Below are 22,907 nucleotides of genomic sequence, written 5' to 3'. Positions count from 1 at the left end.
GATTTTCGGGCACGGTTGCTAGCACAAGGCAGGTCGGCTTGGCGGTTTGCCAGTATATCTGCACGCCTATCCGCCCGGCCTGACGTTCGCGTTGACGAGCATCAGGTCGGACGTGATCGGTCTCCGGTTCGGTGATCTCGCTGAACATCAGCGTGCGAGCATTGCCAGGTCCGTCGCCAGACGAGCGGGGTCACGCCGACGACGCGGCGGAACAGCCGGGTCAGATGCGCCTGATCGGTCAGCCCGCAGGCATAGGCGATCTGGCTGAGCGTCTCGTCGGTCCGCAGCATCAGCGTCTGCGCGCGACGCACGCGCTGACGGATCAGGAACGCGTGCGGGGTTTCGCCCGTCGTCACCTTGAAGGCGCGACAGAAATGCCCGGTGCTGAGCCGTGCGACTTCGGCCAGCGCGTCGAGACCGACCGTCGATCCCAGCCACTGCTCGATATGCTGGACGACGCCGTGCAACTGCCATGCGGCGAGTCCGCCCTTGACCGACTTCCGGATCGGCTGCGGATCGTCCTCGACGAACATCGCCGCGAGCCGCTCGAGGTAATGCCGTGTTACGTGCGGATTGTGGTCGAGCGCGCTGACCGCGTTTGCCAGCAAGCCCGCGGCAACGGACGGCGCGAACCCGTGGGGCAGGGCCGTGATCATTGGGGCCGTGTGCAGCATCGCCTGTTCTCCCTCGCAACCTGTGCGGAAAACATAACGGATGTGTATCGATCGGCTGCGCCCCGCCTGGGGTGGCGATCGCCCCCTCTTTAGTGGGGCGCGGTACAGCCTAGGATCAGAGTTCGATGATACCGCGCTTGGCCGCGATCGTCACCGCGTGCGTGCGATCCGAGGCGCCCAGTTTCGAGAAGATTAGCTTCATATGGCCCTTCACGGTTTCCTCCGTGACGGCCAGCCTTACCGCGATCTGCTTGTTGGAATTGCCCGACGCGGCGAGCGACAACACGCCGATCTCGCGCTCCGTCAGTGCGTCCTCGATCACGTGGAACGCGATGCTCGACGCCACTTGTGCGTTCAGATGCTTGCCGCCGGCATGGACCGAGCGGATCGTATCGAGCAGTTCCTTCCGGAGCGTGTTCTTGAGCAGATAGCCCGCGGCCCCGGCGCGCAACGCACGCAACGCCTGCGCATCGCCGGAATAGGTCGTCAGCACGACGATGCGCGCCTGCGGCCAGTGGCTGCGCATCGCGGCGATCGTGTCGACGCCGCCGATCCCCGGCATCTGCAGATCCATCAGGACGATGTCGGGCAGATGCGTCGGGTACAGCGCGAGCGCCTGTTCGCCGGACTCGGCCTCCGCGACGAGCGCAAGATCCGGTTGCGTTTCGATCACGGCTCTCACCCCCTCGCGGAGGAAGGGGTGATCGTCGACGATCATGATGCGGATCTGTGGCGATGACGACACGGCGAACTCACGGGGGTGCGGACTGCTAAGCGGAAACCCTGCGCCGTGTCCGAGGGCCATGACAAGTCGCTGATCCATCAGCGCGCGGCCAATCGGTCGAAGGTGTCGCGGAAGACCTCTGCCATTGCATCGAAACGTACTGCCCCGACACAGAACAGCCAGCGCGACAATGTCCCGGATCCATCGTCGCGTCGGTTGTCGGGCAGCGCATCGAACAACCCCTCCAGCATCGCCTGCGGTGTTCCAGAGAGGTCGTCGGGGTCTAGCCCGCTGTCGATAAGGCTTGGCGCGAAGGCAGCGGACTCGGCGTCGAGGCGGATCGTTTCGCGCGCTGCCGTCGCGACTGCCTGACGCATCACGGCGGGCGTCCATGCCGCCCGGTTGCCGAGTCCGATTGCGAGGACGGTGGTCGCCTGGATCGGTCGCGCCGGCGCCGACAGAATCAGGACTTCACCTGGCTCGGCACGGAATATACCGTCGGCGCGCAGACGCGTGATCGCGCCGCCAAGTGCCGCGTCGAGGTTGCCCAAGCCACCGCCGGGCTTGTTCCGTCCGATCTCGTAAGAGAATACGCCGGCGATCGCCACCGCCACCTCCGCACTCACCGCATCGCGCGGCGCGACATCGATGCGAACGCGCCGCAATGTCCCGATCGTCACCGCATCGTCCGCACGGCCATCCATCGGCGGCATCCTGTTCTCCTGTTGGTCCGATCCGGGACCTCTCCCATCGCATAGCATCGTGATACGCAAGGATCGTGGACCGGGCTGACAGAATTTGGATAATCATGACGCTCGCCGGCAAAATATTCGATATTGACGTTGGTGTATTGTGCAAACTCTTGCATTAGGTTGTTTCGTAAACGTAACGTAGATTATCGTCGCTGGGTTGGACATTGTCATATTATTTGCACGATCTAGGTATCTGCGTATGACAGGGCCCTGGGCATTCACCCGCCTTATCGTGGGGGTCGCCGGCCTTTTGACGCTGACGACTGGCGCATCGGCACTCGATCCCACGCGGACGATCGCCCAACTGCGCCATTCCCGCTGGACACTGGGCGACGGTGCACCCGGCAACATCCGCGCGATCGCTCAAGGCCGGGACGGCTATCTCTGGCTGGGCACCGCAACCGGTCTCTACCGGTTCGACGGACTCGTTTTCGAGCGGATCGTGCCTGTCGATGAGGACCCCTATCGCTCGCCCCAGATCACGGCGTTGCTGGCTGCCCGCAACGGGGACATCTGGGTCGGCTATGACTTTGGTGGTGTCGCGGTGTTCCGCGGCGGTATCCTCAAAGTCGCCAACCCGTCGCCCCCCATCGGCGGCGTCAACCGGATCGTCGAGGGGCGCGACGGCGCGATCTGGTTCGCGGTGGAATCGAAGGGCAGGCTGGTCCTCAGCCGATTGTCGCATGGGCGCTGGTCCCGGTTCGGGGCTCGGCAGGGCGTACCGGACACCGCGATCGGCGATATCCTGAGTACATCCAGAGGGATCTATGTGTCGGCGCGTCCCCGGATGCTGCTTCTCAAACCCGGCGGCACGCGGTTCATCGACGCCGGGATCCCGAGCGACACCTATGGCGCGCTTGCCGAAAGTCCGGGCGGTCGCCTTTGGCAATGGAATGGCGACCGGATCCGGCCGGTGACGGGCGAGGGCAGCGCGTTTCGATCGGGACCTGTCACGACGCCCTTCGTCTTTCCCAAGCCGGTGTTCGACCGTGATGGCAGTCTCTGGCTGCTGGGGCAGGACACCGGGCTGGGACGGCTGCCGGCCGGATCGCTCGATCGTTCCGAAAACCGCGATCCGATCCAGATGTTCACCGAGATGCAGGGGCTGACGGCATCGCTGACGCTGTCGATGCTGGAGGACCGCGAGGGCAATATCTGGGTTGGTACCGAGTCCGGGCTCGACCGCTTCTCACCGAGCAATATCGTCCAGCCGGAGACGACCGAGGCCCTCGTATCGGGATTCGTCGGACCGACCGGCGGCGGGCCTGTCTTCGTCGCGGGGCTGTCCGGCGTGTTCCGAATCGCCCGGGACGGCAAACCCGTGATGATCTTCCGGGTGGCGGATATCGGCGTGCTGTGCGGGGACAGTCGCCGCGTGCTGATCGTCAGCATGCGCGGCAAATGGCTGCTCGACATCGATCGATCGGGCAACCTCGGCAAGGCCACGCCCATTCGCGGTCCGATATCGATAACCTGCGCGCTGGATACCAACGGCCAGTTCTGGACGGGCGCGGACCGGGTCTACCGTGTCGTCGGCGACAGTCTCCAGTCGGTCGGCGGCGCGGCGGGCACGGCTGGCTCCTCCGTGCCCCGTATCCGCAGCGATGGCGCAGGCGGGATCGTGTTCGCACGTGTCTTCAAGGGGTTTGCGCGGCTCAAGGACGGCACCGAGACCCGGCTGTGGCGCCGCGAGGATCACGTCGTCGGCTCCACCCGGACGATGGTGCCCAGCCGCCACGGCCTGCTGATCGTCGGCGACCAGGGGCTGGCCCGCTATGACGGCCATCGACTCGCATCGCTGACCGATCGGACGTACCCGTTCCTCGTCGGACTGACCGGTCTGATCCAGACCGCGGACGGATCGACCTGGGTGATCGGCACGACCGGAATCGTCCGGATGGCGACCGTCGCGCTCGATGCGGCGTTCGCGCATCCCGGCGCGCCGCTTCCCTTCGAACGCTTCGGGTATCAGGAGGATTTCCGCGCGCGCTCGAACATGGTCGACGCGAACGACATCGCCGAGGACGCGGCGGGGCGATTGTGGTTCGCGACCAACAAGGGGCTGGCGATGATCGACCCACGCCACGTATCGCGCAACCGTTTGCCGCCGACCGTCCAGATCCGTTCGCTCGATTCCGGGGGCGCCGCGCAGACGCCCGGAACGCGACCGGTCGTGTTTCCCGCCGGCACCAATCATGTCAGGATCCGCTACACTGCGCTGAGCCTGACCAATGCGACCGCGAACCGCTTCCGGTACCGGATCGAGGGGATCGATCGCGACTGGGTCGACGCCGGTGAAGCCCGCGAGGCGCTGTATACCAATCTCGGCCCCGGCACGTATCGCTTCCGGGTAATCGCCGCCAACAACGATGGCGTCTGGAACCGCGACGGCGCGGTGCTCGCGTTCACGATCGCGCCGCGTTTCTACCAGACCTACGCGTTCGTCGCGCTGTGTATCGCCGCCATTCTGATCCTCGGCTGGCTGCTGTATCGCCGCCGGGTCCGCGCGATCGCCGACCGCACGCGCGGCCGGTTCGAGATGCAGCTGGCGGAGCGCGAGCGTATCGCCCGCGAGCTTCACGACACGCTGTTGCAGGGGTTCCAGGGGCTGATGCTGCGCTTCCAGTCGGTGGTCGAACTGCTGCCGCGCGGTGACCGTGCGCGGACCAGCCTCGAAGGCGTGCTGGAGCGGGCCGACGATGTGCTGCTCGACGGCCGGGACCGGGTCCGGTTTCTGCGCGATAACTTGGAACCGGTCGCACTGCCTGCGTTGCTCACCGCGATCACCGAAGACATCGTCGCGCCGCCGCTCACCTGGGATCTGGACGTCGACGGTGTCCTGAGGCCGGTCTATGCACCGGTCGCCGATGAGATCGCGCAGATCGTCCGCGAAGCGCTCGCCAATACAGTGCGTCATGCCAAGGCGGATCGCATCGGCGTCGCGATCCGATCGAATTCCGACAAGCTCGTCATCACCGTGGCGGACAACGGTCGCGGCCTTCCGTCCGACGTCCGCGAAAGCGGGCATAGACCCGGCCATTACGGCCTGATCGGCATGCGCGAACGTGCTGTCGGGATGGGCGGAACGTTTGCGATCCGGTCCGACACCAACTCCGGTACGGAGATCAGCGTAACGATCCCGGCGCGGATCGCCTATCGATGAGCGGGAAGGCGACGATCGTCACCCTCCCGCCGATCGCGTAACGCTCAGCTCTTCACGAACGCGAGCAAATCCGGGTTGATGACGTCGGCGTGCGTCGTCAGCATCCCATGCGGAAAGCCCTTGTAGATCTTGAGCGTGGCGTTCTTCAGGAGTTTGGCCTGAAGCAGCGCGGCATTGGCGAACGGCACGATCTGGTCGTCGTCGCCCTGCAGCACGAGCGTCGGGACGGTGATCGCCTTGAGATCCGCGGTCTGGTCGGTTTCGGAGAACGCCTTGATCCCCTCGTAATGCGCGAGCGCGCCGCCCATCATGCCTTGGCGCCACCAATTGTCGACGACCCCCTGCGACAGCTTTTCGGTCGGTCGGTTGAAGCCGTAGAACGGCCCCGACGCGAGATCGATGTAGAATTGCGCGCGGTTGTCGGCGAGCGTCTTGCGCAGGCCGTCGAATACCGAGATCGGCAGGCCACCGGGATTGCTCGCGGTCTTGAGCATCATTGGCGGCACCGAGCTGACCAACACGGCCTTGGCGACGCGGCCCTGCGGCTGGCCGAACTTCGCGACATAGCGCGCGACTTCGCCGCCGCCGGTCGAGTGACCGATATGCACCGCGCGCTTCAGGTCGAGATGCTCGACCACCGCGGAAGCGTCCGCCGCGTAATGGTCCATATCGTTGCCGGTATCGACCTGCGACGACCGGCCGTGACCGCGGCGATCATGCGCGACGACGCGGTAGCCCTCGGCCAGGAAGAACAGCATCTGCGTGTCCCAGTCGTCCGACGACAGCGGCCAGCCGTGATGGAACACGATCGGCTGGGCCTCCTTCGGACCCCAGTCCTTGTAGAAGATGTCGGTGCCGTCCTTGGTCTTAATGAATCCGCTGCTCATTCTCGGAACTCCGTTCGGTTGAAGGGGGAGGGGTAAGGCGAAGGTCATCGTCGGGAGAAGCGTCGCCGCGACCGCGGATGCGGAGGCGATGACGACCGAGCGTCGCGACAGCGCGCGAAGGGTTTCGGGCATGGCAGTGTCCTTACGTTGCGGTTCGCAAGCCTATTGCGCGGTTGCTGCGGCTTCGATCAGCGCGGCGACGGCTTTCGGGTTGGACGTCATCACGACGTGCGACGCGCCTGGGACCACGACCGTCTTCCTGGCGGCCGCGCGCTTTGCCATGAAGGCATGCGCGGCGGGTGGAATGTTCAGGTCGGCGCTGCCGTAGATGAACCATGACGGGATGGTCTTCCACGATGCGGTGAGCGCGGGTTCGTTCAGTGCAGCCTCGGCGACCGGGCGTTGCGTCGCCGCCATCAGCGCAGCCTGCGCCGCCGGAACATCCGCGGCGAACTGCTTCGCGAACTTGTCCTGCTCGATATAGAGATCCTTCGTGCCATCGGGCAGTATGACGGGCGGCGCGAGCGCCGCGCCGAGCGTGGCGCCGGGGAACTTGCCGGTCAGTGCGAACGCGCTCTCGCCGACATCCGCGGCGAAGGCGGCGACATATACGAGTGCCTTGACGTTCGACGCATGCGCAGCCGCTTCGCCGATGACCGGTCCGCCATACGAGTGGCCAACGAGTACGACTGGGGTCTTCACGGCATTGACGACGCCCGCAACCGACGCCGCGTCGCTCGCTACGCCGCGCAACGGATTCGATGCGGCGATGACGGTATAGCCGTCGCGTCGAAGCAGTTCGATGACGCCGTTCCACGATCCGGACTCCGCGAACGCGCCGTGGACGAGGACGATGGTCGAGCGCTGGCCCTTCGGCTGCGCCTGTGCGCCGGCCAACGGTACGAGCATCGCGGTGGCGGCAGCCACAACGGTGATCCAGTGTTTCATAGCGTCTAGCTCCCGAGACAGGCTTCCACACCTGCCATGCCCGGCGACCCCGCAAGGTTCTTGGCAAATTCTGACGTATTTTGCGCAGGGCCGACATATTGCGATCGCGGCACACCCGCGTCGCTGTGATCGTCAGCGACGACCTGATACCGCTGGCGGCGTTAGAACAGGGAGTGCCTATGACCGAGCGTTGCATGGGACCGGAGCGGGTCGCCGCGTTCACCGATGGCGTCATCGCGATCATCATCACGATCATGGTGCTCGAACTCAAGGTGCCCGAAAGCGGCGATCTACGTGCGCTCGCCGGAAGCGCGCCAATTCTGCTCGCCTACGCGCTGAGTTTCGTGAACGTCGGGCTGTACTGGAACAACCATCACCACATGTTCTCGGTCGTAGAACGGATCGATGGGCGTGTGCTGTGGGCCAATCTGTTCCTGCTGTTCTGGCTCAGCCTGGTGCCGTTCGTGATCCGCTGGCTCGACGAAACGCAGTTCGCAGCAGGGGCCACCGCCGCCTACGGGATCGTGCTCGGACTGGCGGCAATCGGATATTCGCTCACCGAGCGCGCCATCATCGCCTGCAACGGCAAACAGTCGGCCGTTGCGCGAGCGATCGGCTCGGACTGGAAAGGTTGGGGAAGTATCGCGCTCTACGCCATAGCGGTGCCGCTAGCGTTCGCGAGCCGCTGGGCCGCGATCGCGCTATACTGTGCCGTCATCGGTTTGTGGCTTATCCCTGACCGCAGGATGATCCGAGCGTTCAATCTTCAGGGACAGGTATGACTTTTGCGACCAACGAAAATAGTTGCACGGACCGTCGCGTCAATCTCGCCAAGCTGCCATCGCGTGCTTGATCCCCGCTCGGATCGCGCTTGCTGGCACCTCATCTCGAGCTTGGATCGAAATGCCCAGCAACAGACCATCGTACAGTGCGACTAACCCTGCGACATCCGTCGCTGGGGCGAGATCACCCGCGCTCACGCCGGCACTGATGCACCGGTGCAGCGCGGTTCGCGTAACGTCGCGTTCGGATCGGGTCAGCGCCCGGATTTGTCCGCTTAGCTCTGACGAGATCGTTGCTGACAGCGTGACCATGCAGCCCTGCGGATGCGCAAGATCGGTCTGCACCGCGACCGAGCCCAACAAAGCCTGTTCGAGCCGCGCGCGCGGCGGCAGTCGTTCGTCGTCGAGCGCGTCGACGATGCTGCCATGCCGGGCCAGATATCGTGCCAGCGTTTCACGATACAGCGCTTCCTTCGAGCCGAACGCCGCGTAGAAACTCGCCGACGAAATGTCGCCCATCGCATGGCGCAGCGTCAGCAGCGATGCGCCTTCATACCCGTGCTCCCAGAACAGGTGCATCGCGCTGTCCAGCGCCGCATCCCGGTCGAAACCACGCGGTCTCCCGCTCCGTGCCATAAGTCTCCGCTCCTGATGTTGTGGATTAATCGATCCATTATTCGTTGACAAGCTGCGTTCGGTCGTCGACTGCACTGGACCAGTCGATCCAGAAGTGAGTATTGCGTGCGTCCAAACCCTATTCCGACCGACGTCGGCGCTAGCGAGACGCTGCCGATCTCAGCCTTGCTGGCGCTGGCAATGACCGGCTTCACCGCGATCCTGACTGAGACGCTGCCCGCCGGACTGTTGCCGCACATGGCCGCGGGACTGGACGTATCGGAGTCGCTCGCCGGGCAGACGGTGACGGTTTATGCAGTCGGGTCGCTGTTCGCGGCGATCCCGCTGACGCTGTGCACGCAAGGCTGGCGTCGCAAGCCGACGCTGCTGGTCGCGATTTTCGGGTTCCTGATCTTCAACTGCGTGACCGCGGTGTCGACGTCCTACGCGCTGACGCTGGTCGCGCGGTTCATGGGCGGGGTCGCGGCCGGGCTCGGCTGGGGGATCATCGCAGGCTATGCGCGGCGGATGGTCGTCGCGCCTTTGCGCGGCAAAGCGCTGGCGATCGCAATGGTCGGTACGCCGCTGGCGTTGTCGATCGGCGTTCCGCTGGGGGCGATGCTGGGCAACACGCTCGGCTGGCGCATGGCGTTCGGGCTGATGTCGATCACGACATTGGTCCTGATCGGCTGGGTGCTGTGGCAGGTGCCGGATTTCCCGGGGCAGCCGGAGGAACAGCGACTGTCGATCGCGCGCGTGTTCCGCACGCCCGGCGTCCGCACCGTGCTCGTCACGTTGTTCGCGTGGATCACTGCGCACAACATCCTCTATACTTACATTGCGCCGGTTGCCGCGTTGTCGGGTGTGCAGGGCAGGCTCGACCTACTGCTGCTCGGGTTCGGCGTTGCCGCGCTGGTTGGCATCTGGGTGACAGGCGTGTTGGTCGATCGAGCATTGCGGCCGCTCGTGCTCGTCAGCCTGACGGCGTTCGCAGCGGTGTCTCTGGCGTTCGGGCTGTTTGCGGCTAGCCCCATCGTGACGATCGTCGCGACGATCCTGTGGGGCCTCTCGTTCGGCGGCGCCGCGACGCAGCTCCAGACCGCGCTGGCCGACGCCGCGGGCGACGGCGTCGATCTGGCGAATGCGATGCTGACGACAACGTGGAACGGCGCAATCGCCGCAGGCGGGATCGTCGGCGGCGTGATGCTCGACCATCTTGGTGCAGGTTCGCTCGCCTGGGCCGTGCTGGCGCCGACGCTGCTGGCGCTAGTGATCGCATCGCGCGCGCGTCGCCATGCTTTCAAGCCCGGTCCACGGGCATTCGATTGATGCGCCGATCGTGCGCCTAACTCAGGAGATTTCGATGAAAGCCTATCAAATCGGCGCGCAGGACGGCATCGATGCTCTCGTCGCCACGACCCGGGCCGAGCCCGTCGCTGGCCCCGGCGAAGCACTGGTCGCACCACGTCTCGTCGGGCTGATCAGCCGCGACGTCCAACTGTTGCGTGGCATTTATGGTCCCCGCCAGCCCGAGACCCGTATCCCGATGTCCGAAGGCGTCGGCGAGGTCGTCGCGATCGGGGAGGGCGTGACCGAAGTCGCAATCGGCGACCGCGTCGTCTGCGGCCATTTCGCGAGCTGGCTGGACGGCGCGTTCCGATCGGACATCTTCGCGCACGATATCGGCATCACGCATGACGGCTGGCTGGCCGAGCGCATCGTCCTGCCAGCGGCGGCGTTGATCCGGGTGCCTGATGCGCTGGCCGATGCCGATGTCGCCGGGCTTGCGTCCGCGGCGCTGACGGCCTGGAACGCGTTGGTCGAGATCTGTCACCTCAAGGCTGGCGACACCGTCCTGTGCCTCGGCACCGGCAGCGTCTCGCTTGCCGCGCTGAAGATCGCCAAGGCGCGTGGCGCCCGGGTTGCGATCACCTCGTCCCACGATGCGAAACTCGTGACGGCGCGCGCGCTTGGCGCGGACATCACGGTCAACTACCGGACCTCCCCCGATTGGGCGGCCGAGGTGATCGCGAAGACGGACGGCAAGGGTGCCGACATCGTGATCGAAACCGGCGGCGTCGATACGCTCGGCCAGTCGGTCGCAGCGGCGGCGGCCACCGCGCGGATTATCGTTATCGGCGTGTCGCCGGGTAAGGGGCCGGCGATCCCGGATTACCTGTCGCTGATTACCAAGAACGTGACGATCCGCGGCATCGCCAATGGTAGCCGCGCGATGTTCGTCGACCTGCTCGACGCAATGGTGGCGAACGGCATGACGACGGTCGTCGACCGGACTTTCGCCTTCGACGATGCGCCGGACGCCGTCCGCTACTTCGCCGCCGCCGGCCATCTCGGCAAGATGATGATCGCATTCTGACCGCGCGCGACCGTGCCGCAGGATCGGCAGATGACAGCGTATCACCGTGCGTGTTGGCGATGATAGACAATCGCGCCGGATTCGAAGAGCAGCATGTCGCCTTCGTCATAAGTTGGGACCTGATCGAAAGGCTGACGCCTCCGATGCGGCGTCCACTTTTGCTTGCCCTAGACGTCGCGGGAGTTGTCCCTTCGCAAAATCGGGAACCTAGTCTCATACGGCCATAACGGGAAGCGCCGGAAAACTCCCGTTGCGGTTCTGAACGGCCCATCGCTGCAACGGCGATAGTCGAGCTAAACTGAACCGCGCTCCGTCGCGGACGCTATGGGTTCACGCCGCGCTCATTGATCGCGCGCCGGGCAGAAATAACGCGATCACCATACAGCATTGCCAAGGATCGATGGACGGCTTTGGAGCACAGGTCCTTCGCCAGGGCCGACGCCTGCCGTTCGGCTTGTTCGCGCTTCTTGCTGTACTCGAGATCGTAATCTTGAACGTTCGGCATGGCAGGCACTCGGCACTGCGGGCGGAAGCTGATCCCAGCTCTCTATCGTCACCGTGCTCGCGGCAAGGGTGATGGCGATGCCGCAGCATACGCTTATGCGGTTAGGGGGGATACCCCGTTCGTGCCGTCCGGCTCGTGGAGTGTTCCGTCTGGCGCGTAACAGGTCGAAGGCCATGTCCGTGAAGCCTGCGGCCCTTATGTCAGAGCTCAGCCCAAATGAGGTGTGTCAGCATGTCACGATCGACCAGCCCCTTGTTCGTGGATGCCGTAATCGATTGCATGGGCGAGGGTAGGGCACCCACCCCTCAGGAAATGATGATCGTTGCGCAGCGCATCTGGTCCGACGGCGCGGCTTCCCGCTCAGCATTCTCGTGGAACAGCTTGTCGGTATCTTCGCCCGATCGCCTCTGCTCCATGCTGGCGGCCGGCCTCGCCTTGCACGGCTCGCGGTGACTCGGCGATGGCCGCAGACGTCATCTTCCAGCGCGATCTGCACCGCCTTGTCGAGATCAACCGTCCCGCCGATCTGGCCACACGGATTGGCGAGATGGTGCTGCTTGTCGATCTATGCGCCTTCGACCTGCAGAAAGACGCTCTTTGCCTCGTTATTGAGCAGAGCGGTCGCTTTGCGTAGCATCGCCGGGAGGTCGGGAACTGTGCAATCCGTCGACCCAGTTGTCGTTAAAATTGATCGCGTTGAGCCGGATCACCCGCTCGGGACATTCATCAGGCTGGTCGCCGATAGGACGAGGCCAGGGTCTATGGTCGCAAACACTGCCGCCGCGTAACGGGCGAGGCCGTCGCGTGATATGATCGTACCCGCGGTTCGCGTTGACCTATCGGATGCCGGACGCAGCGGCGGTCGGTGTCGCGAGGTAGCGATCCAGGAACTGCTGGTGCGTGGGCATACCCGCGACCGCGTCCGCGATGGTGCTGCGGATGTTGGTTAACACGCTGGCGAGTTGCGGGCCGCCCATGATGTTGCCGAGGCGGTGGTGATCGCGGGGCGTGAGACGCTGGCCGAGCATCACCTGCACCCAGCTGGCGACGCGGAACAGATCCTCGCCGCCCTGATACGCTTGCGCGCCTTCGGTGAACAGCGCGATGCGCTCTACGAGTGTGTCCGGGATGAGCATGTCCCGGCGCGCCGCCCAGAACGGCTCGGGGCGTTCGTTGAGGTGATAATGGAGGATGATGAAGTCGCGGACGCGTTCCAGCTCGGCCTGCGCCTGATCGTTGAACCGCGTTACCAGTGAGGGTGCGATTCCGCCGAACGGGAAGGCCTGCATCAGCCGCATGAGGCCGGTCATGACCAGATGGATGCTGGTCGATTCGAGCGGCTCGACGAACCCGCCGGCTAGGCTGAGCGCGACGCAGTTCTCCATCCATACCTGTCGCCGACGACCTGTGCGGAACCGGATCAGCCTCGGCTCGGTAAGCGGCGCACCGCCGATCGCGCCGAGTAGGCGGGCATGCGCCTCGTCGTCGGACAGATGATCGCTTGCATAGACCAGCCCGTTGCCGACGCGGTGCTGCAGTGGAATGCGCCAGCGCCAGCCCGCGTCATGCGCGATCGCGCGCGTGTACGGGTGCGCCGGGCCGATCGCGGCAGACTGCACGGCCAGCGCACTGTTGGTCGGCAGCCAGTGCGACCAGTCCTCGTACCCTGCGCCGTAGGTGCCCTCGATCAGCAGCCCGCGAAAGCCGGTGCAGTCGAGGAACAGGTCGCCCTCGACGCGCTCGCCCGAATCGAGGACGAGCGCGCGGATGAAGCCGGTCTCGCCATCGCGATCGACGCTGGCGATCCGTCCCTCGATCCGTTTCAGCCCGTTCGCCTCGCTGCGCGCGCGCAGGAAGCGCGCATAAAGACCGGCGTCGAGATGATAGGCGTAGTTGATCTGGCCCTCGGAGGGGAGCGCGAACCGCTCCGCCTTGGCCGCCTGAAGCTCGAGGCAATAGTCGCCGATCTCGCTCGGATCGCCGGCGGCTTTGGCTGCGAGCCAGAAATGGTGGAAGTCGCCCATCCAGGTCGATTTGCCGATGTCGCCGAACGAATGGATGTAGCGATCGCCATCGCGCGCCCAGTTCTCGAACGAAATGCCAAGCTTGAAGGTCGCTTGCGTCGCGCGCATGAATTCGCGCTCGTCCAGTCCCAGGATCGTGTGGAACGCGCGCATCGTCGGGATCGTCGCCTCGCCGACGCCGATGGTGCCGATCTCTTCGGATTCGACCAGCGTGATGTCGAGCAACTGGCCCAATTGCCGCGTCAACGCGGCGGCGGCGAGCCAGCCCGCGGTGCCTCCGCCGGCGATGACCACTTTCCTGATGCGCTGCTCGACCATGATCGGTTCCTATCGGTTGATGCGCTGAAGGATTTTTGCGCGCAGCCGCCGCGCCGACAGCGTATCGAGCGGTGCCAGTTCGCCTTGCGCGTGGTCGGGCAGGTGCGCCCGTGCCTGGTCTGCGGGGCCGAAGACATAGTGGTCGAACATCGCGCGCCACGCCTGCTTCTCGTGATCGGGCCGATCGCGCAGCGACAACAGGCCGTGGAGCAGCGTGTTCATCGGCGTATCCATGAACCGCGGCACCGCGTTCCACCAATAGTTGATCATCACGTTGAACGCGTCCAGCGCCTCGACATTGTGCCACCACAAAGCCGGATAGAGCAGCACATCGCCGGGCTCGAGTTCGGCGACCTCGGCCTGCGTCAGGGCCTCGGCAAAGCGTGGATACCGGTCGAGATCGGGTGCGCGGAGATCGACCATGCTGACCACCTGTCCGGCCGGCGTCGGCTCCAATGGCCCGGGGTAGAGGTTGGCGACCTGCTCCGGCGGGAACAGCGTGAAGCGCCGTCGACCGACCATGCAGCACGCCAGATTGTTCGACATGTCGTAATGCGTCGCGGCGGTGGTACGATTGCCGATCCAGATGCTGACGAGAGGTGGGGTCTCGACGAGTTGCGGATCGCCGAACGGCAACGCCGCGTGCGCGCGAAGGCCAGGCAGATACAGATCGATGTCGGTCGAGCCGATATAGATGGAGGGCGCATCCGCGTCGGCGAGGCTGGCGAGGATCTGGTCGAGATAGCCGGACAGCGAACCGCTCTCCCGTCTGAAGTTCAGCCCGGTGCAATCGTCCGAATAGCCGAAGCGGCCGCCGATCGCGGGATCGCCTAGATATGCAGTGACGGGTCGACCACCGTCGAACTGCTTGAGCCACGTCATCGCCGGCTCAGCGCCATCCAGCCCGATAGCGACCAGCGGCAGGTCGCGCGCGATCCCGCGCAGGATGACCGGGCGGCCGTCGGCGATCAGATCGGCAACGGGCACGCTGGCCGCGCTCGCCGCTTCGATCACACGCGTGCGGCGCATGATACCAGCCACGCTCACCCGATCTGGCTCAGCAGCGGTTGCTTGCGGGCAATCAACTGCTGGATGTTGCCGAGCGACGCGGCGGCTAGGATGGCGAGACGCAGCACGCCCGATCGGTGCAGCCGTTCGAGCGGTTCCCCCGTCAGGGCCGCGAGATGCTCGATGTCGACGACCAGCACGTCGGGAATGGTATAGCGGCGCTCTTCGCTGACATCGACGGTGAGCGTTACCGACGTGAGAAGGCCAGCCTCGTCGAGCGCGGCATAGGCAGCCGGCGCAGTCTCGATGCCCTCGTACAGCAGGCGCAGCACGCCGGTGATATGATCGAGATACGGTGTGCTGCCGCCATGTTCGAGGAACAGCGGCAGGCCGGCATTATCGCCGACCCGTGGGTCGTCTAGATCGACATGCAGCATCGGCTCGCCGACGTCGTCACTGGAAGGCCTGACCAGCCCGATCGAGAAGGGGCCGCGCTGATGACTGGCGGGCACATAACGGCTGGTCCAATAGTCGCCGGCGAGAAACAGGTTTTCGTCGCGGTCCAGCCCCAACAGGGCATAGGCCTGCAATCCTTCGTCGCGGCGGCGGAATATGATGGCGAATTCGCGCTGCACCTCCTCGAACTCGGCGGGGAATATCAGCGTTTGATTGGTAGCATCGCCGAATGCGGCGCCCGCCCGCGGGCTGATGCGCAAATCGGCATGGTCGATATTGTTGATCTGTACGGGGTTCATCCGCTCCGTCCTGTTGTTGCGTCAGGTCTATCAGCGCGATGGCGACGGACAAAGGAAAAGGCCACCGCACGGTTCTGCGGCGGCCTTTTCATACTGGTGCGGGAGTGGACCCAGATCCACTCCCGTTTTCCTCAGAACCGGTAGCGCGCGCCGAGGTAGAAGCGCGGCTTGAGTTCCTGGACATAGACCAGGTTGGTCTCGGTACGGGCATATTGGCGGAACGGTTCGCTGGTCAGATTGACGGCTTCGAGCGACACCGAGAAGGTCTTCGTGACGTCGTAGCTTATGCTGCCATCGAGCGTACCGAACGCCGCCGTGAACAGCGGGTTGCGATTGTCGCCCTGGTTCGTGGCCGCAAGATACTTGTCGCGCCAGTTGTACGAGACGCGGGCCGATATGCCGCCCTTGTCGTAGATCGCGGTCAGGTTGGCGCTGTCGCCGAGCCCGGTGAGCGCGAAGATGTTGACGTTCGGGTCGCCGTAGGGATCCACATTCACGTCACCGCTGACCTTGGTGTACGAGACCGCGAAACCGAAGCCGGATCGACCGAAGAAATTGGTCCAGGCGACTTCGAACCCGTGGATGTTGGCTTCCTTATTGTTGATCGGCTCGCTGATCGCGAAGTTGACGAGCGGATCGGCGGCGTCGCCGACGAGATTAACCGCGAGGGCGAGATCGTTGTAGAACGTGCCACGGAATTTGCCCGTGGCGGCGTCGAAGCCGTTCTGGAACGCTGCCGTCGCCGCCGCCTTGTTGCCGGCAGCCTGCTGCAGCAGCGCTGTATAGGCGAACAGGTTTTCGTCGGTCGTGGCGATATTGTTCGACCGGAGATAGTCCAGCGCCGTGCCGGACCGCGAGCCCGGCGCACCCGAACCCGGATCGCGCAAGCCGAACAGGTTGCCGTTGGTCACCGTATTGCCGACGAAGTTGCGTACGTTCTTGTTGAAGAAGCCGGCCGAAATAAAGCTGGTCGGCTTGTAGTACCATTCGACCGACACATCGAAATTGTCCGAAACCAGCGGCAACAGCGCCGGATTCTGCCGGTTGGCCGGCGCCGATCCGGAGCCCAGCGCGGTTGGACGGGTAGGGGCGTTGGCCGTCACGGAAGCGAACAGGCTGCCATAATCCGCGCGGGCGAGTGTCCGGCTGAACGACGTGCGCGCGATCAGATTGTCGACCACCTCGATATTGAAGTCGAGCGACGGCAGCAGATTGTCGTACTTCGACTTGACGTTGACCGCGCCGCCAGCCGCACCGCCGAGGACGGCGAAGTCGTTATCCGACTGCCATTCCAGCGCGCTCGGGATCGTCTGGAGCGCCAGCGAATTGACCCGGGTCCGCTCGTAGCGAACACCGATCAAGGCATTGGCACGGCGTCCGCCGATGTCGCCATGCCAAGCCATCTGACCATAGACCGCCCAGGTTTTCTCGCCGACCGTATTGTCCGACGACCCCATCAGAACCCGTTCACGCCCGGGGACATTCTGATAATATGGCGAGAAGACGTTGAGCAGATCGACAGCATCCCCCCGGAACGCTACCAGCGCCGAGCCGGTCGAGTTTGGATTGTACTTGTCGAACTTGCACGTCAGGCAATAGGTGCTGACGAGGTCGCCCGCGAGCCTGTCGACGATACCGGTATCCGTGATGCCCCAGTCGCCGAGAAGTTGTTGCGTGTTGGAACTCGTCGAGTGAATCTTGGCATCGACATAGTTGGTGCCGAGCACGAAACGGCTCTCGTTGCCCAGATCCCAGCCCAATTCTCCGTTGAACTGGTTGATCCTCGACTCCTGCTTCGAGAAGATCTCGCGCGCGATCTGTGTGCCGAGATCGCCGCTGTCGAGCAGGTTGTTGCAATTGCCGCCGCGGCCGCCGTTGGTCGCGTTGCAATCGTTGAGCGTTTCCGACTGCTGCGGGAAGCCGTTGGAAAAATCGACCTTATGCGTTGCGCGCACCGGTGCGCCGATCGAGATCGTCGTCGCCGACGTACCGTTCGCATTGTCCGGATTGGTCGTCGACTTCGAGTGGTTCGCGTCGAGCTTCAGCGACAGCACGTCGGTGAAGTTCCACTTCAGGTTGCCGCCGACGGAATAGAGTTCGGTTTTGGTCGCGAACCGCTGTTGCTCATACCCCTTGTCGGCCTGCTTGGCCTCGGCAAGGATGATGGCGGACTGCATCTGCTTGTTGTCGTCGAACGTGATGTCGCTGAACGGACGCTGGAACCAGTTGGTCTGCTCGCTGCGCTCGTCGCTCAGCTTGTTGCGGGCATACAGGCCGTCGACGGTGATCTCCAACCGGTCGGTCGGCTTGAACTGGATGTTGGCCTGGCCGTTGAGGCGTTCGCGACGGTTCTCCGAGAACTGGTAGCGGCTGTCGTTCGGGATCTGCACGTACGGCGTCGTGGGACGGTTCGTGATGTTGGTGGTCGGGGTTATGTAGGTCGAGGTATTGAGGAAATTATTGAGCGGAACGATGTTCCAATAATTCGGGTTGGACTGGACCGACGCCGATTCACGCAGCTGATAGCTGCCAAACAGATTGATACCGAAGGTCTCGTTGGGGTTCTTCCAGTTGATCAGGCCCGAAAGTTCAGGCGTGACCTTCTTGAGGCTGGCCTCCGCCTTCTCGACCGAGCTGTCGTACAGCGCCTTGGCGCCGATCGACCCCGAGAAGCCGTCCTCGCGCGCGTCCAGTGGCCGGCGGGTGACGACGTTGATCGCCGCGCCGATACCGCCCGACGGGATGTTGGCACGACCGGTCTTGTAGACCTCCAGCGTGGCGACGCCTTCGGACGCCAGATTCTGGAAATCGAACGAGCGGCCGGTGCCGACCGCGAACGCGTTGCCGGTGCTGGTATCGATGCTGGTCGACGCGAGCTGACGGCCGTTCAGCGTCACCAGGTTGAAGCCGCCGCTGAACCCGCGGACCGCGACCTGCGAGCCTTCGCCGTTGGCGCGGGTGATCGACACGCCGGTGATCCGCTGGAGCGATTCCGCCAGGTTGGTATCGGGGAACTTGCCGATATCCTCGGCCGAGATGGCGTCGACGACGCCTGCGGAATTGCGCTTGATGCCGATCGCGCGGTCGAGGCTGGCGCGGATGCCGGTGACGACGATCTCGTCGGTCGTGCCGTCTTCAAGCGTGCCAGCCGTGGGCGCCGCGTCGGGCACGGTCTGCGTGCCAGTTTGCTGCGCGTTGGTGGTCTGGGCACTCTGGTCCGCCGGAGCGGTGGCTGTCTGCGCGCCGGCAGCGCTCGAAGCTGCCATGCCTGCCACGACGGCGATAGTAGATACCGAATGCGCGAGCGCGCGCGGAAACTTGATCATAAACCCTCCCCTATTCCCGGCCGCCCTGTTCAGGCCGGAGTGCACACGGTCGTTGCCGCATATGATAGGGCTACCATTCGGAGAGGTGGTGTCAACGGTAGAGGCTTTACTTATTTTGCGTGAAATAACCGGATCCGTTGCACTATCAGGTGCAATCTTAGTGGTTTAGTCGGCCCTTCTCCGAAGGGCTCTAGCAAATCGGATACGGTATTCTTTGGATTAAGCCTCTATATCCGCTAGTTGTGATATAATAGAGACTGTTGTTGTGCCGTATAGGTAAGTTTGGGAAAGGCGTGATGCCTCAATTACGGCCTAGCCCGACGCGAGGATGGGCCAGAACATCTGTCGTTTTATCGATGTGCTTCAAATTGAACAGTTGAGGCTCGTGGGCAATGCTCAACTACAATGTTGCACTGCGGTAGTCGTTAACGTTGTGCTTGGAAGGAATGATGGTCACATATGCGTGCTGAAGATCCGCAGTGCGGATCAGCACGGTGATAGCGATACATCAGTAAAACGGCGGCATTGCGGGGTTAAACCGAAATCGCGAAGGTGGGGAGGCAGTATCCTGCGTACCCCTAAGCGGCCCGAACCGCGTTTACAGCAGGTTTACGCGTGTGCATTCTGCGTGGACATCGTATCGCGTGAGATGTTGGCCTATGCTCGACGGCTGAAGATCGCGAAGGAGAGGCAGATGGTTCGCGTGTTGGTCATTGGGTATGCGCCTGACGCAGTCGATTTCACCGATCCGGCCATTCCGCCCGGCCTGACTGAAGCCCGTGTGGCGGAAGGTATCGGACGAGACGCGCAATCGATGCGAGATCGCGGTTGGGAAGCCGTGCATCTGCCGATCCGCGCGGATGGAAGCTTGCGTCACGACATTTCGGAGTGTCTCGCGCGTGAGACGTTCGATTGTATCGTGATCGGCGCTGGCGTCCGTATGACGACCAAGCATGTCGCCGCGTTCGAACAGGTCATCGATGCCGTTCGGCGAGGCGCGCCGCAAACCCCGATTGCGTTCAACGCGAGCCCGGATAGTAGCGGCGAAGCGGCTGCCCGATGGTTGGGCTAAGCCGCTTTTCGATGTGACGCAGGCCGTTGAACAGCTTGTCCAGATCATGCCCCACCGTAGCGTTCGGTCTTGATCATGGCGGCATCCAGCCCGGCCAGCAGCGCGCCCTCCGTCGCGATGTTGACGAAGCCGTTGGACCCACAGACGAAGACGTGTGTGGGTTTTCGGTCAAGCCGGGCTACGACGTCCTGGACCATGGCGTCGTCGATCCGGCGCCCGAAGTCCGAGGCGCGGCGCGGGTCTTCGCGCGTGATCGCCAGCGCCAGGACGAATGCCGTGTCGCCGATCTCGGTGGAATGAAGCTCTTCCGAAAAGAGCACGTCTACGGCGGTTCGCGCGGACAGGAGCAGCGCCGTCGGTACCGCCGGAGTCTGTGTGCGGCGCTGTCGGATCATGGCCATCAATGGCACCACGCCGGAGCCGGCCCCGATCAACAGCACCGCGTCCGCGGAATGGTCTGGCCACAGGAAATGGCCGCCGAGCGGACCACGTAGCTCGATGGCGTCGCCGATCGTCGCGACGTCGTGAAAATATGACGAAACCTCGCCGTCCGGCAGGCGCTCGATCGCGAGCTCGATGATCGGGGAGGAGGCCGCGGTCGATGCGATCGAGTAGCTGCGCATCGCACGATAGCCATCGGGCGCGGTCAGCCGGACGTCGACGTGCTGCCCCGCGATGGGCGCGAACGGTTTGCTCGCCCGCAGGAAGACGCTCTTGATGCTCGGGGTCTGCTGGACGATCGCCTCGATCACGCACGACTGCCACGCCACGGTTTGCGCGCCACCCTCAATCATTGGTGTATCGCTGCTCGCGCCACGGATCGCCGTAGATATGGTAGCCATGCCCCTCCCAAAAACCGGGCTCGTCGCGCGTGGTGAATTGCAGCGCATTCACCCATTTGGCGGACTTCCAGAAATAGAGATGCGGGACCAGGAGCCGCGCTGGCCCGCCGTGATCGCGCGGCAGCGGTTCGCCTGCATAGTTGAGGGCGACCATCGCCTTGCCGGAGAGAAGGTCCGCCAGCGGGACATTGGTCGAATATTTATCGTAGCAGTGCGCCAACACGAAATCGGTGGGTGGATCGAGCCCTGCGTCGGCAAGGATATCTTCGATGAGGACGCCCTCCCAGGCGGTATCAAGCTTCGACCACGAGGTGACGCAGTGAATGTCCCGCGTCACCTTGGTCTTCGGCAGGGCATTGAATTCGTTCCAGGTCCAGACTTTGACGGGCTTCGGACCGATCTTGACGGTGAATTTCCAGTCGGCGGGTTCCACGTGCGGCGTGGGCCCAGCTGACAGGACGGGGAAATCCTCGACGAGGTGCTGACCCGGCGGAATCCGGCTGGCCTTGTCACTGTCCATGCCGCGACCGGTGAATCCTCTGGTGACCATGTGAATTCCTTTGCTCATGACGAAAGACCATCGGCGGCTTCATTCCGGAGTCCCGTGCGCGGTCCTTGCTCGCGTGGCTGCCGAACAGACCGATTGGCCGAAGTCCGGAAGACCGAATCATCCGTCGGATAATCTAACGCACTTCGACGCGCTCGCTTTATCATACGCTATCCATAGCGGCATGCCGATCGTGTTTTCCAATGCACTATCGCTATAGTTTTTATAGCTTTGCAACGCTATTTCAAGAAAGTCTCGTTGATTTGAGGTTGAGGTATGAGAATACGATAGCACGGCAGGCGCCAAAAGTAGTCCGTACTATTAAAATATGGGGGTTCGACTATCGGTGAAGCTATTGAAACAATGCGCGGTCGCTATTTTTAATTCACGAACCATGAATCTATAGTCCGTGACGACAAAATGGAGATCCCGGCGTGGTCAGGCGGTGCGAAGATTTGACTGACCGATATTTTCGGCCGCAGCAAATTGGAGTTGTCGATCGTCGTATGCGCGGATCCAAAGTGGCGCCGCTGGCCTATCGGCTGCGGATGGTCGCGGTCGGCGGCGGCTATCCGATCCTGAAGGGCGGAAAGTTGATCGGCGGGATCGGTATCTCTGGTGGCACCTATCAGCAGGATCAGGATGCCTGGGTCGAGGCACTCGAGAAAATCGGGTTCCAGCTACCGACGTGACAGTCGTCATGCCGCAAAGGAACTGCGGCTCGAATCGGAGGATAAGATGAACACGACCGAACGCCAGGCGCCTGAATTGCGGGTGCGGGAATGGATTGGCGGGGATGGCGGGAGCATCGCGCCGGTTGCGCTGTCGGATCTTGGCACGGGCCCGAAGATCCTGTTCGCCTTCCAGCATTGGTGCCGCGGGTGCCATGTGCACGGCTTTCCGACGCTCCAAAAATTGTATGGCGCATTGAGCCCGAAGGGGGTGGGGTTCGCGGTGATCCAGACCGTCTTCGAAGGCGCGGACGAGAACACATTCGATATGTTGCGCGTGAACCAGCTCAAATATGACCTTCCCCTCGCTTTCGGTCACGATGAGCCCCCGACCGGGCAGACGCTGCCGACCTTCATGGAAGACTACCGCACGCGAGGAACACCTTGGTTCACCGTTATCGATGCAGGCGGCCGTATCGTCTTCTCGGATTTTCATCTCGATGCGGACACGCTCATCGCGGACTTGAGTCAGGCATAGCTTATGCAGCGAGGGCTGAATCCTGACTGCTAGATTTGGGCGGTTCAATCGTCCCGCATGCGATCAGGAAATCTCATGCCAGACGCAGCGCACGCCGGTATCGTGTTCAGCCACGCGATCCACGTGCTTGGCCACGGCCTCCTTTGCGGCATCGAAGCGTTCATGATCCGTGCCTACAAGCCGGAGAGACAGGCTATCACCATCGGCCGTCATGATAAGCTGGCCGCCGGGAAGCTCGATCTCCGCGGTCAGCGCATCGTAGCGAACCGGGTAGGTGTGCACCCAGGCCTTGGCGATCTCGGTCAAATAGCGGCTGCTATCGATCGTGGCGATGCGTGCTTCGGCTTCGAACATGAAGAGCTCCTGTAGACTGTGTGCA

At 63.5% G+C, this 22,907-nt stretch carries 22 protein-coding genes; 8 read left to right on the top strand and 14 right to left on the bottom strand.

Features of this window, described 5'->3' with window-relative positions; genetic code table 11:
• Window positions 1–101: 101 nt before the first annotated feature.
• From ASG20_RS05865 to ASG20_RS05855, 3 genes are all read right to left on the bottom strand, one after another.
• The gene (locus ASG20_RS05865; RefSeq protein WP_056049698.1) at window positions 102–674 is read right to left on the bottom strand and encodes a helix-turn-helix domain-containing protein; all 573 of its coding nucleotides are present in this window, start codon (window positions 672–674) and stop codon (window positions 102–104) included.
• Window positions 675–789: 115 nt separating this feature from the next.
• Window positions 790–1,479: a response regulator transcription factor gene (locus ASG20_RS05860; RefSeq protein WP_082470828.1), complete on the bottom strand. Its 690-nt coding sequence runs from the start codon at window positions 1,477–1,479 to the stop codon at window positions 790–792.
• Between the two features lie 17 nt (window positions 1,480–1,496).
• Window positions 1,497–2,111, bottom strand: coding sequence for a M17 family peptidase N-terminal domain-containing protein (locus tag ASG20_RS05855; protein ID WP_056049695.1), 615 nt, complete (start codon window positions 2,109–2,111; stop codon window positions 1,497–1,499).
• Between the two features lie 238 nt (window positions 2,112–2,349).
• Between ASG20_RS05855 and ASG20_RS05850 the strand changes: the two genes are divergently transcribed.
• A complete protein-coding gene (locus ASG20_RS05850) occupies window positions 2,350–5,313 on the top strand; it encodes a sensor histidine kinase (protein WP_236698746.1) in 2,964 nt (987 codons plus the stop codon).
• A 44-nt stretch (window positions 5,314–5,357) separates the two neighbouring features.
• On the opposite strand, the gene ASG20_RS05845 is transcribed toward ASG20_RS05850, so the two are convergent.
• Entirely contained in the window at window positions 5,358–6,200 is an 843-nt protein-coding gene (locus ASG20_RS05845) for an alpha/beta fold hydrolase (protein WP_056050526.1), read from the bottom strand.
• 162 nt (window positions 6,201–6,362) lie between these two features.
• Entirely contained in the window at window positions 6,363–7,148 is a 786-nt protein-coding gene (locus tag ASG20_RS05840) for an alpha/beta fold hydrolase (RefSeq protein ID WP_056049693.1), read from the bottom strand.
• A 125-nt stretch (window positions 7,149–7,273) separates the two neighbouring features.
• Here ASG20_RS05840 and ASG20_RS05835 point away from each other — a divergent pair, with 125 nt between their 5' ends.
• Window positions 7,274–7,930: a TMEM175 family protein gene (locus ASG20_RS05835; RefSeq protein ID WP_231420487.1), complete on the top strand. Its 657-nt coding sequence runs from the start codon at window positions 7,274–7,276 to the stop codon at window positions 7,928–7,930.
• Window positions 7,931–7,969: 39 nt separating this feature from the next.
• On the opposite strand, the gene ASG20_RS05830 is transcribed toward ASG20_RS05835, so the two are convergent.
• Window positions 7,970–8,509, bottom strand: a complete 540-nt coding sequence (locus ASG20_RS05830) for a TetR/AcrR family transcriptional regulator (protein ID WP_236698745.1) — start codon at window positions 8,507–8,509, stop codon at window positions 7,970–7,972.
• A gap of 162 nt (window positions 8,510–8,671) precedes the next feature.
• On the opposite strand from ASG20_RS05830, the gene ASG20_RS05825 reads away from it, so the two are divergent.
• A complete protein-coding gene (locus ASG20_RS05825) occupies window positions 8,672–9,874 on the top strand; it encodes an MFS transporter (protein ID WP_236698744.1) in 1,203 nt (400 codons plus the stop codon).
• A 34-nt stretch (window positions 9,875–9,908) separates the two neighbouring features.
• Window positions 9,909–10,922, top strand: coding sequence for a zinc-dependent alcohol dehydrogenase family protein (locus ASG20_RS05820; RefSeq protein WP_056049681.1), 1,014 nt, complete (start codon window positions 9,909–9,911; stop codon window positions 10,920–10,922).
• A 322-nt stretch (window positions 10,923–11,244) separates the two neighbouring features.
• Here the strand turns inward: ASG20_RS05820 and ASG20_RS05815 are convergent, their stop codons facing one another.
• The gene (locus ASG20_RS05815; protein WP_056049679.1) at window positions 11,245–11,427 is read right to left on the bottom strand and encodes a hypothetical protein; all 183 of its coding nucleotides are present in this window, start codon (window positions 11,425–11,427) and stop codon (window positions 11,245–11,247) included.
• Window positions 11,428–11,887: 460 nt separating this feature from the next.
• Here ASG20_RS05815 and ASG20_RS19280 point away from each other — a divergent pair, with 460 nt between their 5' ends.
• A complete protein-coding gene (locus ASG20_RS19280; protein WP_156364028.1) occupies window positions 11,888–12,061 on the top strand; it encodes a hypothetical protein in 174 nt (57 codons plus the stop codon).
• 202 nt (window positions 12,062–12,263) lie between these two features.
• Here ASG20_RS19280 and ASG20_RS05805 read toward each other — a convergent pair whose 3' ends face one another.
• The 4 genes from ASG20_RS05805 to ASG20_RS05790 form a co-directional block, all read right to left on the bottom strand.
• On the bottom strand, window positions 12,264–13,769 hold the full coding sequence (locus ASG20_RS05805) for a tryptophan halogenase family protein (RefSeq protein ID WP_056049677.1): 1,506 nt from the start codon (window positions 13,767–13,769) through the stop codon (window positions 12,264–12,266).
• Between the two features lie 9 nt (window positions 13,770–13,778).
• Window positions 13,779–14,798, bottom strand: coding sequence for a cupin-like domain-containing protein (locus tag ASG20_RS05800; RefSeq protein WP_056050522.1), 1,020 nt, complete (start codon window positions 14,796–14,798; stop codon window positions 13,779–13,781).
• A gap of 14 nt (window positions 14,799–14,812) precedes the next feature.
• Window positions 14,813–15,532 (bottom strand): SapC family protein, encoded by a 720-nt coding sequence (locus ASG20_RS05795; protein WP_056049675.1) that lies wholly within the window; start codon window positions 15,530–15,532, stop codon window positions 14,813–14,815.
• 131 nt (window positions 15,533–15,663) lie between these two features.
• Entirely contained in the window at window positions 15,664–18,858 is a 3,195-nt protein-coding gene (locus ASG20_RS05790; RefSeq protein WP_082470746.1) for a TonB-dependent receptor, read from the bottom strand.
• Between the two features lie 628 nt (window positions 18,859–19,486).
• Between ASG20_RS05790 and ASG20_RS05785 the strand changes: the two genes are divergently transcribed.
• A complete protein-coding gene (locus ASG20_RS05785; protein WP_201780679.1) occupies window positions 19,487–19,930 on the top strand; it encodes a hypothetical protein in 444 nt (147 codons plus the stop codon).
• Window positions 19,931–19,974: 44 nt separating this feature from the next.
• Here ASG20_RS05785 and ASG20_RS05780 read toward each other — a convergent pair whose 3' ends face one another.
• Together ASG20_RS05780 and ASG20_RS05775 are read right to left on the bottom strand one after the other, a co-directional pair.
• Window positions 19,975–20,682, bottom strand: a complete 708-nt coding sequence (locus ASG20_RS05780) for a ferredoxin reductase (RefSeq protein WP_231420480.1) — start codon at window positions 20,680–20,682, stop codon at window positions 19,975–19,977.
• Between the two features lie 34 nt (window positions 20,683–20,716).
• Window positions 20,717–21,322 carry a sulfite oxidase-like oxidoreductase gene (locus ASG20_RS05775; protein ID WP_056049669.1) on the bottom strand — a complete coding sequence of 202 codons (606 nt, stop codon included), beginning with the start codon at window positions 21,320–21,322 and terminating at the stop codon, window positions 20,717–20,719.
• 503 nt (window positions 21,323–21,825) lie between these two features.
• On the opposite strand from ASG20_RS05775, the gene ASG20_RS05770 reads away from it, so the two are divergent.
• The gene (locus tag ASG20_RS05770; RefSeq protein WP_056049667.1) at window positions 21,826–22,011 is read left to right on the top strand and encodes a heme-binding protein; all 186 of its coding nucleotides are present in this window, start codon (window positions 21,826–21,828) and stop codon (window positions 22,009–22,011) included.
• Window positions 22,012–22,057: 46 nt separating this feature from the next.
• On the top strand, window positions 22,058–22,528 hold the full coding sequence (locus ASG20_RS05765; protein WP_056049666.1) for a TlpA family protein disulfide reductase: 471 nt from the start codon (window positions 22,058–22,060) through the stop codon (window positions 22,526–22,528).
• Window positions 22,529–22,591: 63 nt separating this feature from the next.
• Here ASG20_RS05765 and ASG20_RS05760 read toward each other — a convergent pair whose 3' ends face one another.
• Window positions 22,592–22,882 carry a DUF2218 domain-containing protein gene (locus ASG20_RS05760; protein WP_056049665.1) on the bottom strand — a complete coding sequence of 97 codons (291 nt, stop codon included), beginning with the start codon at window positions 22,880–22,882 and terminating at the stop codon, window positions 22,592–22,594.
• Window positions 22,883–22,907: the final 25 nt, after the last annotated feature.

It is taken from the genome of Sphingomonas sp. Leaf198, from assembly GCF_001424005.1.
GTDB lineage: Bacteria > Pseudomonadota > Alphaproteobacteria > Sphingomonadales > Sphingomonadaceae > Sphingomonas.
This window is presented reverse-complemented; position numbering and strand designations above follow the sequence as displayed.